The organism is Streptomyces sp. NPDC005004 (assembly GCF_053600675.1).
Window position 1 is genome coordinate 200,059 of record NZ_JBSGAH010000005.1, and the last position, 18,587, is coordinate 218,645.

17 protein-coding genes are annotated in these 18,587 nt (G+C 72.0%); 5 read left to right on the plus strand and 12 right to left on the minus strand.

Annotated elements, in window-relative coordinates; genetic code table 11:
* Positions 1-25: 25 nt before the first annotated feature.
* The gene (locus ACWEEU_RS08780) at positions 26-748 is read right to left on the minus strand and encodes an HAD family hydrolase (protein WP_451730163.1); all 723 of its coding nucleotides are present in this window, start codon (positions 746-748) and stop codon (positions 26-28) included.
* Between the two features lie 533 nt (positions 749-1,281).
* Here ACWEEU_RS08780 and ACWEEU_RS08785 point away from each other — a divergent pair.
* Positions 1,282-1,866, plus strand: a complete 585-nt coding sequence (locus tag ACWEEU_RS08785; RefSeq protein WP_385743369.1) for a ScbR family autoregulator-binding transcription factor — start codon at positions 1,282-1,284, stop codon at positions 1,864-1,866.
* A 230-nt stretch (positions 1,867-2,096) separates the two neighbouring features.
* On the opposite strand, the gene ACWEEU_RS08790 is transcribed toward ACWEEU_RS08785, so the two are convergent.
* Entirely contained in the window at positions 2,097-3,521 is a 1,425-nt protein-coding gene (locus tag ACWEEU_RS08790) for an alkaline phosphatase family protein (protein WP_451730166.1), read from the minus strand.
* A 444-nt stretch (positions 3,522-3,965) separates the two neighbouring features.
* On the opposite strand from ACWEEU_RS08790, the gene ACWEEU_RS08795 reads away from it, so the two are divergent.
* Positions 3,966-4,409, plus strand: coding sequence for a universal stress protein (locus ACWEEU_RS08795; protein WP_385743373.1), 444 nt, complete (start codon positions 3,966-3,968; stop codon positions 4,407-4,409).
* Between the two features lie 72 nt (positions 4,410-4,481).
* Here the strand turns inward: ACWEEU_RS08795 and ACWEEU_RS08800 are convergent, their stop codons facing one another.
* The 3 genes from ACWEEU_RS08800 to ACWEEU_RS08810 all read right to left on the minus strand — a co-directional run bounded on the left by ACWEEU_RS08800 (position 4,482) and on the right by ACWEEU_RS08810 (position 8,163).
* Complete coding sequence (locus ACWEEU_RS08800) at positions 4,482-5,594, minus strand: glutamate--cysteine ligase 2 (RefSeq protein WP_451730169.1); 1,113 nt, start codon at positions 5,592-5,594, stop codon at positions 4,482-4,484.
* A gap of 288 nt (positions 5,595-5,882) precedes the next feature.
* Positions 5,883-7,313: a rifampin monooxygenase gene (gene rox / locus ACWEEU_RS08805; RefSeq protein ID WP_385743377.1), complete on the minus strand. Its 1,431-nt coding sequence runs from the start codon at positions 7,311-7,313 to the stop codon at positions 5,883-5,885.
* 337 nt (positions 7,314-7,650) lie between these two features.
* Positions 7,651-8,163 (minus strand): MarR family winged helix-turn-helix transcriptional regulator, encoded by a 513-nt coding sequence (locus tag ACWEEU_RS08810; protein ID WP_385743379.1) that lies wholly within the window; start codon positions 8,161-8,163, stop codon positions 7,651-7,653.
* 39 nt (positions 8,164-8,202) lie between these two features.
* Here ACWEEU_RS08810 and ACWEEU_RS08815 point away from each other — a divergent pair, with 39 nt between their 5' ends.
* Positions 8,203-9,126 carry an EamA family transporter gene (locus ACWEEU_RS08815; protein ID WP_451730172.1) on the plus strand — a complete coding sequence of 308 codons (924 nt, stop codon included), beginning with the start codon at positions 8,203-8,205 and terminating at the stop codon, positions 9,124-9,126.
* Here ACWEEU_RS08815 and ACWEEU_RS08820 read toward each other — a convergent pair.
* The 6 genes from ACWEEU_RS08820 to ACWEEU_RS08845 all read right to left on the minus strand — a co-directional run bounded on the left by ACWEEU_RS08820 (position 9,107) and on the right by ACWEEU_RS08845 (position 15,056).
* Positions 9,107-10,090, minus strand: a complete 984-nt coding sequence (locus ACWEEU_RS08820; RefSeq protein ID WP_451730174.1) for a Dyp-type peroxidase — start codon at positions 10,088-10,090, stop codon at positions 9,107-9,109. The genes ACWEEU_RS08815 and ACWEEU_RS08820 overlap by 20 nt on opposite strands.
* 129 nt (positions 10,091-10,219) lie before the next feature.
* Positions 10,220-11,827 (minus strand): phytoene desaturase family protein, encoded by a 1,608-nt coding sequence (locus tag ACWEEU_RS08825; protein ID WP_451730176.1) that lies wholly within the window; start codon positions 11,825-11,827, stop codon positions 10,220-10,222.
* The gene (locus ACWEEU_RS08830) at positions 11,820-12,323 is read right to left on the minus strand and encodes an SRPBCC family protein (RefSeq protein WP_385743387.1); all 504 of its coding nucleotides are present in this window, start codon (positions 12,321-12,323) and stop codon (positions 11,820-11,822) included. The genes ACWEEU_RS08825 and ACWEEU_RS08830 overlap by 8 nt, the downstream gene beginning before the upstream one ends.
* 88 nt (positions 12,324-12,411) lie before the next feature.
* Positions 12,412-13,383 (minus strand): LLM class F420-dependent oxidoreductase, encoded by a 972-nt coding sequence (locus tag ACWEEU_RS08835; protein ID WP_451730178.1) that lies wholly within the window; start codon positions 13,381-13,383, stop codon positions 12,412-12,414.
* Entirely contained in the window at positions 13,359-13,868 is a 510-nt protein-coding gene (locus ACWEEU_RS08840; RefSeq protein WP_451730180.1) for a hypothetical protein, read from the minus strand. Before ACWEEU_RS08840 ends, ACWEEU_RS08835 begins: the two co-directional genes overlap by 25 nt.
* Before the next feature lie 237 nt (positions 13,869-14,105).
* Positions 14,106-15,056: a 2-hydroxyacid dehydrogenase gene (locus tag ACWEEU_RS08845; protein ID WP_385748872.1), complete on the minus strand. Its 951-nt coding sequence runs from the start codon at positions 15,054-15,056 to the stop codon at positions 14,106-14,108.
* Between the two features lie 75 nt (positions 15,057-15,131).
* On the opposite strand from ACWEEU_RS08845, the gene ACWEEU_RS08850 reads away from it, so the two are divergent.
* Both ACWEEU_RS08850 and ACWEEU_RS08855 read left to right on the plus strand, forming a co-directional pair.
* The gene (locus ACWEEU_RS08850; RefSeq protein ID WP_385748869.1) at positions 15,132-16,457 is read left to right on the plus strand and encodes an MFS transporter; all 1,326 of its coding nucleotides are present in this window, start codon (positions 15,132-15,134) and stop codon (positions 16,455-16,457) included.
* 92 nt (positions 16,458-16,549) lie between these two features.
* Positions 16,550-17,311 (plus strand): IclR family transcriptional regulator, encoded by a 762-nt coding sequence (locus ACWEEU_RS08855; RefSeq protein WP_385748867.1) that lies wholly within the window; start codon positions 16,550-16,552, stop codon positions 17,309-17,311.
* A gap of 107 nt (positions 17,312-17,418) precedes the next feature.
* Here ACWEEU_RS08855 and ACWEEU_RS08860 read toward each other — a convergent pair whose 3' ends face one another.
* Positions 17,419-18,537, minus strand: a complete 1,119-nt coding sequence (locus ACWEEU_RS08860; protein ID WP_451730185.1) for an amidase domain-containing protein — start codon at positions 18,535-18,537, stop codon at positions 17,419-17,421.
* Positions 18,538-18,587 lie beyond the last annotated feature (50 nt).

Below are 18,587 nucleotides of genomic sequence, written 5' to 3' on the forward strand. Positions count from 1 at the left end.
CTGTCTGTTCTCGCCGCCGGCGCGGCTATTCGACGTCGCCGCCCGGCGCCGTAGGCGCCCAGGAGCCGGTCCAGCCCAGCAGTTCGGCGCTGTGCAGGGCCGCTACCCACAGGTCGGCGTGGTGCGCCTGGTCGCCGTCCGGGCGGGGACCGAGACCGACCACCCGCAGCCCGGCCCGGCGTGCCGATTCCATGCCGGTCAGCGAGTCCTCGACCGCCAGCGCGCGCTCCGGGGGAACGCCGCAGAGGCGGGCGGCGACGGCGTACACGTCCGGCCACGGCTTGGGTCGTACCGGGGCGCCGTCCGCTCCCGTGGACGGGACGACGATGTGCTCGAAGTGCCCGCGCAGGCCCGCCCGTTCGAGGCTGCCCTCCACCACCTCCGACGGGCAGTTGCTGGCCACCGCGAGCGGCAGCCGGCCGGAGAGCGCGCGCACCAGCTCGACCGCGCCCGGCATCGTCACCGGGTCGTCGGCGACGAGGGCCAGGAAGTGGCGGAGGAGGGCGGTCGTGAGGTCGGCGGTCAGCTCGGGCTTGTGCACGGACTCGGCCATGAGCCGCCCGCAGTCGGCGTAGTGCACGCCCTTGGCCTGCTCCGCGAACCCCGCGGGGGCACGCAGGCCGAAGTCCCGGAACGCCTGGGCGCGGGCGTCCTGCCAGTGGCGTTCGCTGTCCATCAGAGTGCCGTCGCAGTCGAAGACGACGGCATCCGGGGACCAGTTGAAGAGGGGGTGGGCCGTGGTGGTCACAGGGGGCCTCCTGGGGGAGCGAGCAGTCGCGCGCGGCGGGGCCGCGGTTTCGGTCTGGCGGTGTCCCGTGCCGGACGTGCCGGGAATGAGTGCCTGCGCGGCGGAGCCTGCGTGCAGGGAATGGGGCATTCCCGATCTTCAGTGACGAAACGGAAACATCGCGGTCGTTACGTTATTTTCGCGCCGGAGAGCCCTGCAATGACTACAAGGAGTTATCGACGGAGGTGGGTGGCGGGGTGTATGAGGCGCGGGGGAGCGGGGTGGTGCACGGCGAGGATCGCGGCTCCCAAATCGGCCTGTTTCAGAGTGAGTTGAGGCATACTCGCCGGGCGGCGTCTGTTCGTCGCGCCGGGGCTGCCGAGGAGGGGCCGGGTGCCGAAACGGCGGCGGATCGGGCCCATTGCCACTCGTCGGCGTTCATCCTCGAAAGAAATACGCAATAACCGCGCGAGTATGGGCGTGGGGTGCTCCGGGCGCACGCGGGCGCACTACATTCTCCGCTGTCACGCAGGCTGAGTGAGGGTGGACGGACGTTGCAGGAACGGGCCAGGGTAACCCGCAGATCACTCCTGGAGGCGGCAGCCGGACTCTTCGCCGAACGCGGCTACGCGGGCACCAGCGTGAACGACATAAGTGCCAGGTCGGGCCGTACGAGCGGCTCCATCTACTTCCACTACGCCAGCAAGGAGGGCATCGCCCTCGCGGTCGTCCAGGACCGTTTCGCGAGCTGGCCGGAGCTCGCCCCGCGCTACGCCGACGAGGCGGTCCCCCCGATGGACCGGCTCGTCGCGCTGAGTTACGACGTCGCCCGGGCTCTGACCGAGGACCCGGTGACGCGTGCGGGCGCCCGGCTGTGGGCCGAGCGGGACACCATCAACACCACGCTCCCCGACCCCTTCGGTCTCTGGACCACCGCCGTCACGCGGCTGCTCGCGCAGGCGCGGGTCGCGGGGGACCTGGCCATCCATGTGCGTCCCGCCCAGGCCGCGCGCGCTCTGGTCCGCGCGTTCTTCGGGCTGTGCTCGCTGACCGAGGCCCTCGAGGGCGCCGCCACCGTCAACGACCGCGTGGCGGACTGGTGGCATCTGACGCTGCCGGCGCTACGGGCGGCGGGGTGAGGCGGCGGGGCGTGGCCGGGTGGGGACTGGAGGCCGCGTAAGGGGCGGGCCGGTTGATGTGCGGATGCGTTCCGGACGGCGGGCGGGGGCCGTCCGGAACGCGTCATCGTCGTCACACGTGGGTGGCGCCTCTGGGGGCGCCGCGCGCGTGGCCGCCGTCCCGGCGGTCACCGTATATGTGGTTGCCGCACATGTGGGCGGCGCCTGTGAGGCTGTCCCACACGGGACCGTCAGACATGCGGACGGTGGCCCCGCTCCTGATGCGGGAAGGTCTGGTCCTCGCCGGGAAGCGTGGGCTCCGGCAGCGTGGCCACCTCTTCCTTCGCCTTCTCCAGTTGCTCGGCCGTGTCGTCGGGCAGCCGGGGCGGGCGGTGGTGGCTGTCGCGGAAACGGAACGCGCTCGTGAGGTCGCCGAAGGTCTCCCGGCGCCAGTCGCTGATGTTCGGCTCCTCGACCCCGGTGAACCGCTCCAGGAACTGCAGCGCCGAGGTGTGGTCGAACGCCTCGGATGCGACCCAGCCGCCGATGGTCCAGGGCGATATGACGATGGCCGGCACCCGGAAGCCGCCACCGATCGGCAGCCCCTGGATGAACTCGTCCGGCGTTCCCGCGGGCGGGGTCGGCGGGACCACGTGGTCGAACAGGCCGTCGTTCTCGTCGTAGTTGAGGATGAAGGCGGTCTTGCGCCACACCTTGGGGTTGGACGCGATGGCCTCGATCTTCGAGGCGACGAAGTCGGCCCCGGCGGCCGGGAGATAGTCCGGGTGCTCGGACTGGATGCTCGTCGGGATGATCCAGCTCACCGCCGGGAGGCGGTCGTTTCGGGCGTCGTCCTCGAAGGTGCCCTCGGGCTGCGGACGCACACCGCGCTCGTACAGATCGGAACCGGGCTGCGCGGAGCGGAAGTTCTCGAACTGCTCCAGCATGTTGCAGCCGTAGTCGTCGTCCTGCTGGTACACCTTCCAGCTCACCCCGGCGGCCTGGAGGCGCTCGGCGTACGTCGTCCAGCGGTACGGCTTGGGCGCCTTGTTGCTGATGACCGGGCCGCCGTTCTCACCGGACGGGTCGATCGAACCGGTCATCCACATCAGGCGGTTGGGCCAGGTCGGGCCCATCACCGAGCAGAAGTAGTTGTCGCAGACCGTGAAGGTCTCGGCGAGCGCGAACTGGAACGGGATGTCCTCGCGCGTGTAGTACCCCATCACGTAGGGGCCGTTGACGCCGTCGGCCTTGCGGTGGGCCGGCAGCCACTGGTCCATCTTGCCGTTGTTCCATGCCTGGTGCTGCACGGACCAGGCGTGACTGGTGGACGGGATGGCCTGGGCGCTCGACGCGTGGGTGTCGAGGTGGAACGGGAGTAAGTACCCCTTCGGGTTCACGGTGTCGGGCTGGTAGAAGACGGAGTTGCCGTCGTCCAGCGTGAGAGCGTGCCGGTCGGCGAAGCCCCGGACCCCCGAGAGCGTGCCGAAGTAGTGGTCGAAGGACCTGTTCTCCTGCATCAGCATGACGACGTGCTCGATGTCGCGCAGCGAACCGCGACTGGGCCGGTCGGCGGCCACGGCCTTCTGGACGCTCGGCGGGAGGAGGGAGATCGCCGTTGCGGCGCCCAGCGCACCGGCGGAACCCAGGACTCTACGACGGGTCAACTTGGCCATGTCTGCCCCTTCTTGAGCGAGAGAAGCATTCCGGAACGACGGCGGCCCGGGTGGATCCGCAGGCCGCCGATCACTCTCCGCCCGGGACGGCGTGATGCATCAGGGGTGGGTGGTGAACATGTGGTCAACGTATGGAAAAGCGTTGGCCAAGCAGTGATCTCAACAAGCCTGTGGCGAAGGGCCGTTCACGCAGATGACAGCGCTTGTGCGCCTGCGTGGGGGCTGGTTCACAGGGCTGCCGTTCGCGTAAGGAGTGTGAGGTGATTTCGGTGATGACCGACCCCTGCTGGATGTGCCGTACACCGAGATCGGCGCCCCGCCGATGTCCCGCTCCGCCGAACGGGCGCGTCCGTCATGCGCTCGGAGGTCCATCTCTGGCGGTGCGGCGGCGTCTCCCGCAGCGTGGAGAGGAGAGTGCGACCGGTCGGGCGAGAGGTGTGACAGATGGACGTGGATGTCTCCAGGCCGAGGGTCGTCGTCGGTATCGACGGGTCGCCGTCCTCGTACGCGGCCCTGCGCTGGGCCACGCGCTACGCCGGCCTGGTCGGAGGCATCGTCGAGGCGGTCGCCGTGTGGGAGCTGCCGGGGTTGTCCGGCTGGTCGGCGCCCGCCGTGGACATGGACGTCGACGCCGAGGAGGCCCGCGACCGGATGCGGCAGGAGCTGACCGAGGTGCTCGGCGGGGAGGGGTTCGGCGCGGTCGAGATGCATCTGGTGCACGGCAACGCCACCGACGTGCTGCTGCGGGCCGCGGAGGGGGCCGAGGTGCTGGTGGTGGGCAGCCGGGGCCGGGGCGGGTTCGCCCGTGCGCTGCTGGGCTCGGTCAGCCAGCACCTGTCGCACCACGCGACCTGCCCGGTCGTGATCGTGCGGGCCGAGACCGCCTGAGCAGCGGGGCTCGGCCCGCACACCGGGTCCTCTCACCGGGCCGCGCGTGCGTCGTGGCCGTCGCTCACCGGGTCACGGCTGCCTGCCCCGCTCCTCCTGGGTGAGCCGGACGCACTCGGCCACCACGTCCCGCAGGCTGCCGGTCCGCTCCAGGACGGCGCGCTGCACCACGGCGCCGCTTCCGTGCCGCAGGAGCCCCGCCAGGTTGTCCCCGGCGACCTTGGCGTCCCCGTGGTCGTCCAGGGCGTCGCGCACATGGTCGTACAGCGCGCGTACCACCGTCTCGGCGGGGGCGGGACGCAAGGTCCCGGGGTGGAGCAGCGGGCCTTCCAGTCCGTAGCGGGCGGCCTGCCAGGCGGCCAGCCGCAGCACCGCCGCACCGTGCCGGGCCGGCGGCTTCCCGGCCCGCCACTCGCGGGCGGCCGTCTCCACGAGCGCGCGGGTCAGCACGGCCAGCAGCACCGTCGAGTCCGCGTCGAGGCACACGTCCCCGACCCTGATCTCGATGGTGGGGTACTGGTGGGAGAGGCGGGCATCGAAGTAGATCATCCCGTCGTCCCGCAGGACCCCGGTGTCGACCATGTCGCGCACCTGCGCGTGATACCGCTCGGGGGACTCGAAGATCTCGGTGGGACCGGCCGAGGGCCACCGTCCCCACACCTGACTGCGGAAACTGGCGTATCCGCTGTCCTGGCCCTGCCAGAAGGGGGAGTTGGCGCTCAGCGCAAGCAGGATCGGCAGCCAGGGGCGGATGCGGTCGAGTACGGCCACGCCCTCCTCGTCGGACTCCACCGAGACGTGGACGTGGCATCCGCAGGTGAGCTGCTCCTGGAGGGTCAGCCCGAAGCGCTCTGCCATCCATTGGTAGCGCCGGTCCGGGGTCAGCGTGGGGCTGACCGGCAGCGGAGAGGTGGCCAGCGCGGCCACGGCGGCGCCGGTGCGCGCGGCATGGTGGGCCGCCTCCGCGCGGAAACGGCGGATCTCCGCCGCGAGCTCGTCCCGCCGGGTCTGCGGATGAGTGGCGAACTCGACTTGCTGGCGTTGCAGCTCCGGCTCGAACACCTGGTCCTCGCCGTCCCCGGCCGCCCGGCCCGCCGAGGCCAGCACCGCCGCCGAGACGGACCGGGGCTCCCCCGTCTCCGCGTCGACCAGGAGAAGCTCCTCCTCCACTCCCAAGCTCCGCACGCCTCATCCTCCCTCGACCGTCCGGATCCGGCTCCCTGCGGCGACTCTCGCACGAGCGACGGCGCCGGGGGCCGTGGCGGCCGGGCGACGCCGCCTCGTACGACCGACCGGCCGTACGGGAGCCACCGGGCCGTGCCTGCGGCCCGGGTCATCCTCCACTTGCCCTCGGGCGGGCGGGTCAGTCCTGGTGGGGGCGGGGTGCTGTGCGGCGGCGACGCGGGGTGGCTCCGGGGCGACGTGACCGTCTCCGGAGCCCGGACCCCGCCCGTCCACGGCGCACCGCCCCGCTCAGTGCGCGGCCGCCGTACCGAACCACCGAGCCAACCCGGTCTCCAGTTCCTCCTGTTCGTCCCCGACCCAGGCCACGTGCCCGTCCGGCCGGAGCAGTACGGCGGGCGCGTCCAGATCGTCGCTCACGTCCACGACGTGGTCGACCCGGTCGTCCCAGCCCGCCGCCGACAGCGTGCCGGTGCCGTCGAGCAGCAACCCGCGCCCGCCATGCAGGAGTTCGTACAGCCGGCCCCGCTTCAGCGGCAGGTCCCGCAGGCGCCGTCCGAGCAGCGGGTGGCCCTCGCCGAGGTCGTAGCGCACCGAGATCGCGGTGATCATCTCGGTCACGTACCGGTTCACCTCCTCGAAGTCCAGGAGGTCCGAGAACAGCTCCCGCAGTGCCACCACGCCGGGGTCGGTGCGCAACAGCACGAACTGCGCCCGGGTGTTGGTGAGCACCCGCGCCGCCACGGGGTGGCGCTCGGCGTGGTACGTGTCCAACAGCCCTTCCGGCGCCCACCCGTTGACCTCGGCGGCCAGCTTCCAGCCCAGGTTGAACGCGTCCTGCACGCCGAGGTTGAGCCCCTGCCCGCCGACCGGGGGATGGACGTGAGCCGCGTCGCCGGCCAGCAGCACCCGGCCCACCCGGTAGCGCTCGGCCTGCCGGGTGGCGTTCCCGAACCGGGACAGCCAGCGCGGCGCGTGCACCCCGAAGTCGGTCCCGGTCAGCGTCCGGAGCGCCTGCTGGAACTCCTCCAGGGTCGGCGCGGTCGTACGGTCCTCGGCCACGTCCCGGGACGGCACGATGATCCGGTACACCCCCTCCCCGAGCGGCATCGCGCCGAAGCGGAGTTCGGTCTTGCGGACCTCCGCCGTCACGGCGGCCAGGGTCGCCGCGTCCGAGGTCGCCTCCATCTCGCCCAACAGCGTGTCGACGGTGGAGGGTTCGCCGGGGAAACCGACTCCGGTCAGCTTGCGTACAAGACTGCGGCCGCCGTCGCACCCGACCAGATAGCGGGCCCGCAGCCGGGTGCCGTCGGCCAGCTCCGCGCTCACCCCGTCTTCGTCCTGGCTCAGCCCCACCACCTCGCACCCGCGCCGTACATCGGCACCCAGTTCCGCGGCGCGCTCGGCCAGCAGCCGCTCGGTGACGAGCTGCGGAATGGCGAGGCCGTACGGGTGCGCGGTGTCCACCCCCTGCGGCCACGGCGCGGCGAACCCCGCGAACGGGCCGCCGACCTGGAACTTCTTCCCCAGCTCGAGGAAGCGGTCGAGCAGCCCGCGCTGGTCCATCACCTCGACACTGCGCACGTGCAGCCCCAGCGCCCGCACCTGCCGGCCCGGCTCCGCCGCCTTCTCCAGCACGACCGTCCGCACGCCGTGCAGCCGCAGCTCGGCCGCCAGCATCAAGCCGGTCGGCCCGCCGCCGACCACGATCACGTCCACCATGTATCCCCTGTCCCACAGAACGACCGAACCGCCCGCCGCTCGCCGTCCGGCCGAAGCCGCGGATGCCGGCGAATGCGTCGATACGTGACGAAGCTCGGATTCCACCCGACTCCGGGCGTCGGCCGTCCATTCTGAGGCACCATGGGGGCCTTGCCGCAAGGGCCCCCATGCGCTATATGTTTAATAGGGAGAGGAGTGGCCCTTCTTCCGTCGTCCCCCTCATCGTGGACGCGCCCACCTCCCGAGAACCCCGCACCAGGCGACCGGTGAAGGTCTACCCGGAACACGCCCGCGCCGCGAGAGGCAGACCCTCACCGGACGGCCCGCGCGCCCGAGATCAGCCGCGCGGATCGTCCAGGCGCAACAGCCAAGCGGCCAGCAGGGGTTCGAGCGCCGCGGCCTCGGCAGGGCTCAACAGGTCGACAAGTTGGCGCTCGTTGCGCATGTGGTCGGTGAACGCCTCGTCGATCAGCTTGCGCCCGGGCTCCGTGAGGGCGACGATCCGCCCGCGCTGGTCGTCGCCCGAGCGGCGCCGGGTCACGAGCCCGGCGCGCTCCAGCCGGTCGATACGCTTCGTCATCGCGCCCGTGGTCACCATGGTGTGCGCGGCCAGTTCGCCAGGTGCCCGCTCGTAGGGGGCGCCGGCGCGGCGCAGCGCGCACAGCACGTCGAACTCGCCCTCGCCCAGGCCGTATCGGCGGTAGACCAGACACAGTTCCTCGGTGAGGCGGTCCGCCAGCCGGTGCAGCCGGCCGATCACGCCCAGCGGGGAGACGTCGAGGCCGGGGCGCTCGCGGCGCCATTCCTCCTGGATGTGGGCCACGCGGTCCACGGGATACCGGTTCTCCATGCCTCCACTTTAGCTTCCCGGGAAGTTATATTGGCTTCCATGGAAGCCAATGGGCGCTGGGTGGCGCTGACCGCGATCGCACCGGTGGCATGGGGGACCAACTACTTCGTCACGCACGAGTTCCTGCCGCCGGACCGCCCGCTGTACGGGGCCGCGCTGCGGGCGCTGCCCGCCGGTCTCGTCCTGATGGCCCTCGCCAGGAAGCGGCCGCACGGCGCCTGGTGGTGGCGGTCGGCCGTCCTCGGCCTGCTCAACGTGAGCGTGTTCTTCGTGCTCGTCTACGTCGCCGCGCAGCTGCTGCCGACGAGCGTGGCCTCGACCGTCATGGCGGTGTCGCCGCTGACGATGATGCTGATCGCCTGGCTGCTGGTGGGGGAGCGGCCCCGGGGTGCCCATCTCGCCGGTGCCGTGACCGGGCTCGCCGGGGTGTGCCTTCTGCTGCTCACCGGCGCCGAGGCCGTGAGCCTGCCCGGCGTCGGAGCCTCCGTCGCCGCCATGCTGGTGTCGTCCCTCGGCTACATCCTGGCCAAGCGATGGAGCACCGGCACCGACGTACTCGCCTCGACGGCCTGGCAGCTCACCGCCGGAGGGCTGATGCTGCTCCCGGCCGCCGCCGTCGTGGAGGGGCCGCCGCCCGCGCTCTCCGCGTCGGCGGTACTCGCGTTCGGCTATGTCGCGCTGATCGCCACCGCGCTGGCCTGCGTCGCCTGGTTCACGGGGCTGCGGCGTCTGCCGGCGGGCACGGTCGGGCTGGTGGGCCTGCTCAATCCCGTCGCGGGCGTGCTGCTCGGCACCGTGGTCGCCACCGAGGCGCTGACCGTACGTCAGTGGGGCGGGCTGCTGCTCGTCCTGGCCGGAGTCGTGCTCGGCCGCCCCTCCCGTACGGCGGCCCGGGCGCCGAAGTCCCGCCCGGCACCGCGGAGTTCCCGGCGCCCCGAGCGGCTCAGCCGTCCAGACCGCTGAGGAATTTGCGGGCCGGGACGAAGAACGTCACCCCGGTCACCGCCCGCGAATAGTCCAGAATCCGGTCGTGCAGCGGCGGCGGGTCCCCGATGAACATGCGTTCCATCATTTTCTCGATGACCCACAGATGCCGCGAGTAGCCGATGAAATACGTGCCGAACTCACCCCGGCCGGGATTGGCGAAGGGCATGTTGTCGCGCAGGATGTCGTGCTCGCCCTCGGCGTCCTGGATGGTGCACAGGGTCTTGTGCGACTTCTGGCCCTCGGTCGCGTCGGGCAGCTCGATGTTGTCGAACTTGGTGCGCCCGATGACGGCTTCCTGGGTCTCCGTGGTCTGCGACCGCCAGGCGGTCAGATTGTGGAGGTACTTCTGGATGACGACGTAACTGCCGCCCTCGTAGGCCGGGTCCTCCGCGCCGACGAGCGTGGCCTCCGGCAGGTCCAGGCCGTTGGGGTTCGCCGTGCCGTCGACGAATTCGAGAAGGTCCCGGCCGTTGTAATAACGGAAACCGGTGACGTCGTCCACCGCCGTCACCGAATCGCCGAACGCCTCCAGCAGGATCTTCTCGAATTCGATGACCAGATCGACCGAATCGCAGCGAATGTGGTAAAGGAGATCACCTTCGGTGGCGACCGCGGTGTGCTGGGCGCCCCGGACCTCCTGGAAGGGCCGCAGTTCCTTCGGCAGCGGTTTGCGGGTCAGCGGTTCCCAGACGTGGTGGGAGATGCCGACATTGCAGGTGAAGACCGAGGAATTGACCTGCTGGACCCGGATGTCCTTCACGAGGTCGTCCGTGCTCGCGACCACGGAACGCGCCTTGTCCATCGCCTGCTCGCCGGAATTGATGGTGAGGACCAGGAACGCGGCGGCGGCGGTGAGCGGCGCGTCGATGTACTGCGGCTCGGTGTCGAGGGCGTGCTTGGCGGCGGCGGATCGCGCGTTCTGCGAGGCGGAGTAGTCCATTGGCCTCTCCCGGTGAGCGTCGTGCGGCTGTCACGGTGCTGTGCGTGGTCACCCCGACGCCGTTCGTGACGGGGCGGTCCGGCCAGACCAGCATCGGACACGCGACGGCGCTTCGCCACCGCCCGCCCGTCAGCGCCCCTGGAGGGCGCGGTGCAGGGCGGCCACGGTCCACACCAGGGGACGGCGCGCGCCGAGGGCCACCTGTGCCGCGTTGGCCCCGGGGGCGCCGTGCACCCCGCCTCCGGGATGCGCGGAGGACGAGGCCAGATACAGACCGCGGATCGGCGTCTCGGGGCGCCCGGTGCCCGGAATCGGACGGAAGACGGCCTGCTGGTGCAGATTGGTGGTGCCGCCGTTGAGGGCGCCCTCGTTCAGATTGGCGTCGGCCGCCTGGAGCGAGGGCGGTGCCAGGACACGCCGGTTCATGATGCGCTCGCGGAAGCCCGGCGCGTACTCCTCCACCCGCTGCTCGATCCGGTCCGCCATGATCTCGCGCTCCGCGGCGTCCCAGTTCCCCTTGAGCGGACCGCCCTCCGCCGCGTCACCGCGCGGGTCACGGGGCAGATGCGTGTACGCCCACGCGGACTCGGTGCCCGCGGGCGAACGCGTCGGATCTGCGGTCGTCATCTGGCCTAGCAGCAGGAAGGGCCGGTCCGGGACCAGCCGCATGGCGATCTGCGCCGCGAACCGGGTCAGATCGTCCACACTGTCGGCGATGTGGACGGTCCCCGCCCGGCCCGCCTCCTCCGCCCGCCACGGGATCGGGCCGCTCAGCGCCCAGTCCACCTTGAAGGTCGCGAAGTCCCACTGGAAGCGCTCCATGTCCGAGCGGACCCGCTCCGGCAGATGCTCGGGTGCGACCAGAGCGCCGTACAGCTCAGGAGCCGACACGTCGGCGAGGACGGCCCGGCGCGCCGGGATCGCGTCGCCGTCGGCCGTGCGCACCCCGAGGGCCCGGCCGCCGTCGACGACCACCTGGGTCACCCGCGCGCCGCAGCGGATGACGCCGCCCCGGCGCTCCAGCCTGCTCTGGAGCGCGCGGGTCAGGGCGCTCGCGCCGCCGACCGGCACCGGGAAGCCGTACGTCTGCCCGAGCATCGTCATGATCCAGCCGAAGCCCGCGCCACCCGCCGATTCCGGGCCCAGGTCGGCGTGCAGGGCGGTGCCCGCGACCAGCAGCCGCGCCGCCTCGCTGTCGAACTCCTCCTCGCCGAAGCGGCGCACGGGCAGCAGCAGGCTCCGCGCGAGCTGGAGCGAGCCGTGGGCCCGCATCCGCAGGCCCAGCGACACCAGCGGTTTCACCGGAGGCATGGTCGCGAAGACCGCGCCGAGCAGGTCCTTGCCCGCCCGGTCCCAGGTCTCGCACAGCGTCTGCCAGGACCGGCCGTCGCCGTCGGCGAAGCTGTCCAGGTTCTCCGCGGTGACCTCCCGGTCCCGGTCCAGGACCGCGCAGCGCCCGTCGGGCAGCGGATGGGCCAGCACCGCGGGCGCGTGGGACCAGCGCAGCCCTTCCTCCTCGAGACGCAGGCTCTTGATGACCGGCGAGGCGGCGGCGAGCGGATAGAAGGAGCTGAAGATGTCGTTGACGAAGTCGGGATGCACCCCGTGGTCGCTGCGCACCGCGCCGCCGGGCGTGTCCGCCGCCTCCAGCACGGTCACGCTCCACCCGTGATCGGCCAGCACGTTCGCGGCCACCAGGCCGTTGGGTCCGGACCCGATCACCACCGCGTCAGTCATGACCGGCCTCCCCGCTCGCCGAGGACCGCGCGGGCGAGGCGGCGCCCTTCTCCCCGCGCCCCCTCGGATGCGTCTCCTCCACCACCCGGGCCAGCCGCGCGAGCATCCCCCGGTGGCGGAGCTGGATCATCGCGTCGAGCAGGGTGTTGTGCAGCCGGTTGCCGAGTCCGCTCAGCGGATGCTCGTCCACGATGACGAGCGTGTTCTCGCCCCAGGGCCGGATCTCGAAGGCGATCCGCGCGCTGCCGAGCCCGCTGCGTGCCTCCAGCTCCAGAAACTGCGGCGGGTCGAAACGGCGGACCACGGTGTATCCCTCGGCCACCCGGGGACCGAGCGGGATCGTGTAGGAGAGGGACGAGCCGAGTTCGGGCCAGTCGCCCTCGCGGGGAGCGGTCTCGGCGGTGCCGACGACCCAGTCCGCGTAGCGGTAGGGGTCCGCCAGCACGCTCCACACGTCGGCCGGCGTGCGTTCGATGAGCTGATACCGGATCGCCACGTTCTCCTCCTCGCGGACGGCGCTGCATTCCGGGCCCCCGAGTACCCCGTGGGCACGGCTCACACGCCGTGCCCACGGGGCGTACGGGTCAGCCGAAGGCCTCGCGCAGGGCGGACAGCAGCGTCTTGCGCGACCAGTCGATGAAGTCCGGCTGGGTCTCGCCGCCGATCTGCACCAGGGCGACCTCCGTGAACCCCGCCTCGACGTACGGCCGCACCGCCTCCACGAACGCCTCCGGGTCGTCGCCGCACGGAATCGACGCGGCGACGTCCTCGCGGGTCACGAACTGTGTGGCCGACGCGAACGAATCCGGGTGCGGAAGCTCGGAGTTGACCTTCCAGCCGAGCCCGAACCAGCGGAACTGGTCGTGCGCCCGGTCGATCGCCGCCTCGCGGTCGGGGCCGTAGCTCACCGGGAGCTGCCCCACCCGGGGCTTGCCGGCGCCGCCGTGCCGGTCGAAGGCGTCCAGCAGCTCCTTCTTGGGCTCCGTCGCGATGACCAGGTCGCCCAGATGCCCAGCCAGCGTGCAGGACTGTTCGCCCGAGACGGCGATGCCGATCGGCGGCGTCTTCTCCGGCAGGTCCCACAGCCGCGCCGACTCCACGTCGAAGTACGTGCCGTGATGGGTGACGTGGCCGCCCTCGAAGAGCGCGTGGATGATCTCCACCGCCTCTTCCAGCATCTCGTGCCGCACGTCGACGGCGGGCCAACCACCGCCGACCACATGCTCGTTGAGGTTCTCGCCCGCGCCGAGCCCGAGCCGGAACCGGCCCTCGGCGAGGAGTTGCAGCGTGGCCGCCTTCTGCGCCACGACCACCGGGTGGTAGCGGACCGTCGGACAGGTCACGTACGTCATGAGCGGGATCCGCGAGGTCGCCTGTGCCGCCGCGCCGAGCACCGTCCACGCGTGGGGGGCGTGGCCCTGCGAGCGCAGCCACGGGAAGTAGTGGTCGGAGGTGACGGAGAAGTCGAACCCCGCCTCCTCGGCGCGGACCACATGGTCCACCAGTTCCCGGGGTCCGGCCTGTTCGGTCATCATCGTGTATCCGATTCGCACCATAGGTGCCCGAGTCCCCGCTCTCGCTCACGGAAAACAGGACCGGAGCGGGCCGAATCCACTCGGCCCGCTCCGGCACAGGGACGCGGTCGCACCCGGGGTGCGAACCGCTCCCAGACCCGGTCGCCGCCCAGCGGGGTCACGACCTGCTCCAGCACCTCGGCCGCGTTCGCACCCGTCACCACGCCGGGCGCGTCGAGCGGCACGCCCGCCGCGCCCACTGTCTCCTCGGCGCCGTTCCAGCCACCCAGCCCCTTGTCGTGCCGGAACGCCTTCTCCAGCAGCAGTGCCACCCGGGATCGACGCCGGGACCGTCCGTGCCGCCCGCCTCCGCGCCACGGGCGCCGCAGGCGTCGTCGCCGACCGGGGCGGGCCCGGCGAGCAGCACGGTGTCTAACTCGGTCGAACGCGTCTTGGCGTACGAGGGCTGCCACCGCCGGCGGATCGCCGTCCGCGGGCAGCTCGCCGCCGGCCCTGGCGACGACCATCGGGACGACGTCCGCCGCCAGGGCCGCCTTCTGCGCCGCGCGCGCCGCCTCCAGGCCGGAGTCCGGGCCCGCGCACGGCTCCGGGTCGATCGTCGAGGGAGTTGGGCCGGTAGGCGGCCCCCCCCTGAGTGCACGGCCGTCTGGCGCATCCCGTCGCGCAGCATGTCGTTGACCGGCGCCGGCACGCCGGTGCGCTGCGCCGTGACCCGTCCGGCTCGGGCCACGGCGTACCGGGCGTCAGCCGCGGGGGAAGGCGTTGAGCAGCGGCAGCCCGCCGGCGAAGCGGCGCACCTGCTCCACGATCAGCCGCTCGGCGCGTGGCCGGAACGCCGCGGAACCACCGCCGACATGCGGGGTGATCAGCACGCCCGGGGCGTGGCGCAGCGGATGACCGGCGGGCAGCGGCTCCGGGTCGGTCACGTCGAGGGCCGCGCGCAGCCTGCCCCCGGCGGTCTCCGCGAGCAGCGCGTCGGTGTCGAGGGTGCGGCCGCGCCCCACGTTGACCACCAGCGCGCCGTCGGGCAGCGCGGCCAGCTCCTTCGCGCCCAACAGCCCTTCCGTCTCCGGCGTTTCGGGCAGCACGAGGACGACGACGTCGGTCGTGCGGAGCAGTTCGGGCAGCTCGGAGACCGGGTGCACGTCCTGCTCCGGGCGGGCCCGCCGCGCGACCCGGGTGACCTGGGCCTCGCAGGCCAGCAGTCGCTGCTCCAAGGCGGCGCCGATCGAGCCGTAGCCGACGATCGTGACGCGTGCGTCCGCCAGCGAGCGGGTGAAGTGCGGCTCCCAGCGTCCGGCGGCCTGGTCGGCGACCCACCGCGGCAGCTCGCGCTGCGCGGCCAGGATCAGCCCGAGCGCGTGCTCGGCGGTGGAGGCGTCGTGCAGCCCGCGCCCGTTGTGCAGGGCGACACCGGGCGGCAGCAGAGGGAGCAGCTTCTCGACGCCCGCGCTCAGCGACTGCACGGCCTCGAGGCCCGGCAGGCGGGGCAGCAGGCGTACGGCGTCGGGAACGGCGTACGGCATGACCCACAGGCCGACGCGGGCGAGCGCCTCCGCGTCGGGCTCGCTGCCGGGCGTCACCCCGTCCCAGACGTGCACCCGCACGCCCTCGGGCCAGGCGCCGTGGCCGCGGTCCAGGTCGGGCCAGGGGAGAAGCACGTCGGTGGCGGAGTCGTGCACAGCTCTGGTCAACGGGGTCTCCTTCTCGTACGGTTCTTCCCGTCCAGTGAAACACTTTCCATCTCACGGAAAACAGGGGGTGCAGGAATGACAGCGACGTCACCTGCCACCGAGACCGCGGTGCCCGAGGCGGCGCCCACCGGGTTCTGGCGTTCGGCCCGCGCCCGGTATCTGATGCCGGTCGCCTTCGTCACGTACTCGCTCGCCTACCTCGACAAGTCGAACTACGCGATCGCCTCGGCGGGCGGCATGGCCGACGAGCTGCGTCTGTCGGCCGGCACCGACTCCTTGATCGCCGCGTCGTTCTTCCTCGGCTACTTCCTCTTCCAGATACCCGGCACGATCTACGCCGAGCAGCGCAGCGCCCGCCGGCTGGTCGCCTGGTCCACCGTGACCTGGGGCGTACTCGCCGTGATCCAGGGCTTGTCGAGCAGTCCGGCGCAGCTCGTCGCGGTGCGGTTCGCGCTCGGGGTGGTCGAGGGCGCGGTGCTGCCCTCGATGGTGATGCTGCTCGGCCGCTGGTTCACGCGCGGCGAGCGCGGACGCGCCAACACCGTGCTCATCCTGGGCAATCCGGTCACCGTGATGTGGCTGTCGGCCGTCTCCGGCTGGCTGGTGTCGGTCTCCGACTGGCGGGTGATGTTCGTCGCCGAGGGCGTCCCCTCGATCCTGTGGGGCCTGGCCTGCCTGTGGCTCATCAAGGACCGCCCCGAGCAGGCGCAGCTCCCCGAAGCCGAACTCCGCCACCTCGAAGCCGATTTGGCCGACCAGCGGGCCACCGCCCAGCCGGTCGCCGGGACGCTGCGCGAGCAGTACGCGAGCGTCGCGCGCTCCTCCCGCGTCCTCCTCATGGCCGCCCAGTACTTCTTCTGGTCCTTCGGCATGTACGGCTTCGTCTTCTGGCTGCCCGCCATCATCAAGAAGGGCTCCGGCGAGGGCATCGGCGCCACCGGACTGCTCACCGCCATCCCCTACGCCTGCGCGGCCGCCGCCATGCTCGTCAACTCCCGCCTGTCCGACCGCAGCGGCCGCCGCCGCGCCGCCGTCTGGCCCTGGCTGGCCGGCGGCGGACTCGCCCTGCTCGCCTCCTACGCGGCCGGTGACGACTTCCCCCTGGCCCTCACCCTGCTGGTCGTCGCGGGCCTGTGCCTCTACGCCCCCTACGGCCCCTACTTCGCCCTCGTCTCCACGCTCGCCCCGCCCGGCGTCGCGGGCGCCGCCGTCGCCCTGGTCAACTCCTTCGGCGCGCTCGGCTCCTTCGCCGGGACCTACCTGGTCGGCTGGGTGCGCGGCACACAGCTCGGCGACGCGGGCGCCTTCGTCCTGATGGCCGTCTGCGCCCTGATCGCGGCGGCCCTCACCCTCGCCGTCCCCGAGCCGAGGACCGCCGCGCGGCCCGCCCCGGTACGGTGATCATCCAAGCGGCGGCCGGGTCACCCGCTCCGGCCGCCGCCCGAGAGACCGCCCCGCCCCCAGAGAACCGCCCCACCACGGAGGACCACACGGTGACCACACCATCCGGCGACGACATGCTGGGCCGGGGGCTGCGCCTGCTGAGCGTGCTCGCCGAGCACCCGGCGGGACTCGGTGTGAGCGCCGCCGCCCGTGCCGCCCGGCTCCCCGTCAGCAGCGCCCACCGCATTCTCGGCCGCCTGGTCGAGGAACGCTTCGCCACCTACGACGAGGACGCCCGCCGCTACGCGCTCGGCTCCCGCGTCCTCGAACTCTCCCGGGGCTTCCAGCGCTCGGCAGCCGGATACTCGGCCGCGGCCGGACCCATGGGCCGCCTCGCCGCCCGCACCGGGCTCCCCGTCATCGCGGGCGTCCTCGACGGCGCCGACGTCCTCCTCGTCCTCACCGTCCAGGGCACCCAGCACCTGCAGTTGCGCAGCGCCGAGGGCACCCGCAACCCCTGGCACGCCACCTCCCTCGGCAAGGCGCTGGTCGCCCAACTCCCCGAGACGGAACGGGAGGAGCTGCTCAGGGGTCCGCTCCCGGCCGTCACCCCGCGCACGGTGACCGACCCCGATCTGCTGCGCGCCGAACTCGCCCGGGTGCGCGAACGGGGCTGGGCCGAGGTGGACGAGGAGAACGAGATCGGCGTCCGCTCGCTGGCGGCCGCGCTGCCCGGCGCGTCCCGGCGAGGCCCGCAGCTCGCCGTCTCCCTCGCGGCCACCGTCATCCTCACCGAGGCCGACCAACTGCGGGACCAGGCGACGGCGTTGATGGAGTGCGCCGAGGACATCGCCGCCCGCATGGCACCCTGACCCGACCACCGGCGAACGCACGAAGGCCCCCGCACGACGCGGGGGCCTTCGTCATGGCCGGGACCGACGCCCACGAGGACGCCGCTCCCGGCCGGTACACCCGGCGATCAGGTGCGGTAGGCGTAGAACGCCGCCGTCGGGTACGACGCGACGAGGGACGCCACCGACCTGTTGTAGGTGTTGGTGGAGTGGTACGTCACGTACGGCACGCCCTGGGCGTCCCGCTTGGTGACGATCATCGTGTGGTCCTTGGACCCGTCCTTGTTGAAGTCCATCTGGATCACGTCACCGATGTCGGCCTGGAACACGTTGGCCAGCGGGGTGACGCGCTTCGAGGACAGGGCGAACCAGGAGAACTCGTTGACACCGACGAAGGAGTCGGACTGGATGTCCTTCGTACCGAACCACTTGTGGAAGTCGTTCGTGTAACCCGGGACGTGCTTCCAGCCGCCCGCCTTCAGGGACTGGCTGACGAAGTTGGTGCAGTCGCCGCCGGCCCCGGCCCCGTTGAAGTCGGGGTAGTCGGTGTTGTAGTTGTTCCAGTACTTCGTGGCGTACGCGACCATGGCGTTGTAGTCGTAGCCCGACGCCGTCATGTTCTTCGGGTTCGCGGGCGCGGGCCGCGTGGTGGCCGACCGCGGCGCGTCCGGCGGGCTGTCGGCGTCGGTCGCGGTGGCCGGCTTGGCGACCGCCGGCTTCGCGACCTGGTTGACCGCCAGGTAACCGTCGTCGGTGTCCTTGACGTCGGTGAGCTGCCAGTTGCCCTCGCGGTCCGCCTTGAAGGTCAGCTCGTGGTGGGCCTGGAAACCGGTGGTCTTCGGCTGGTCGGCCTCGACCTTCTTGTAGGTCAGGGAGGTCGTCTCGGTGACGTCCACCGTGGCACGGCGGCCCTTGACCTGCGTGGCGTCCAGCTTCACGCTCGTGCTGCCCGCGCTGTACTGCTCGCCCAGCTTCGCCAGCCGGTCCTTGCGACCGCGCAGCTCGGTGATCGCCGACTTCTCCTGCCGCGTCTGCGTGCCCGACAGCCGCACGTCGCCGGAGAACCGGTGCGTGCGCTGCTGCGGCGCGTTCTGCGCGGTGCCACCCACCAGGGCCTGGGTGCGGTCGGTGAAGACCGCGTCCGCCAGCTTCTGGAAGGTCGCCTTGGTGGCCGCGTCCACGGTCGGGTCGTCGGTGACCGCCGCTCCCGCACTCCAGTTGGGCACGAGCGCGACGCCCGCGACCACCGAAGCAGCTGCGGCCGACACTATGGCGGCACGACTGCGCTTACGGCTCA

Bases quoted from the DNA above. Each gene is read 5' to 3' on its own strand.
- ACWEEU_RS08790 (WP_451730166.1), bottom strand. From the start codon at position 3,521: ATGGCCAAGTTGACCCGTCGTAGAGTCCTGGGTTCCGCCGGTGCGCTG.
- ACWEEU_RS08795 (WP_385743373.1), top strand. From the start codon at position 3,966: ATGGACGTGGATGTCTCCAGGCCGAGGGTCGTCGTCGGTATCGACGGG.
- rox (WP_385743377.1), bottom strand. From the start codon at position 7,313: ATGGTGGACGTGATCGTGGTCGGCGGCGGGCCGACCGGCTTGATGCTG.
- ACWEEU_RS08810 (WP_385743379.1), bottom strand. From the start codon at position 8,163: ATGGAGAACCGGTATCCCGTGGACCGCGTGGCCCACATCCAGGAGGAA.
- ACWEEU_RS08815 (WP_451730172.1), top strand. From the start codon at position 8,203: ATGGAAGCCAATGGGCGCTGGGTGGCGCTGACCGCGATCGCACCGGTG.
- ACWEEU_RS08820 (WP_451730174.1), bottom strand. From the start codon at position 10,090: ATGGACTACTCCGCCTCGCAGAACGCGCGATCCGCCGCCGCCAAGCAC.
- ACWEEU_RS08825 (WP_451730176.1), bottom strand. From the start codon at position 11,827: ATGACTGACGCGGTGGTGATCGGGTCCGGACCCAACGGCCTGGTGGCC.
- ACWEEU_RS08835 (WP_451730178.1), bottom strand. From the start codon at position 13,383: ATGGTGCGAATCGGATACACGATGATGACCGAACAGGCCGGACCCCGG.
- ACWEEU_RS08840 (WP_451730180.1), bottom strand. From the start codon at position 13,868: ATGGTCGTCGCCAGGGCCGGCGGCGAGCTGCCCGCGGACGGCGATCCG.
- ACWEEU_RS08850 (WP_385748869.1), top strand. From the start codon at position 15,132: ATGACAGCGACGTCACCTGCCACCGAGACCGCGGTGCCCGAGGCGGCG.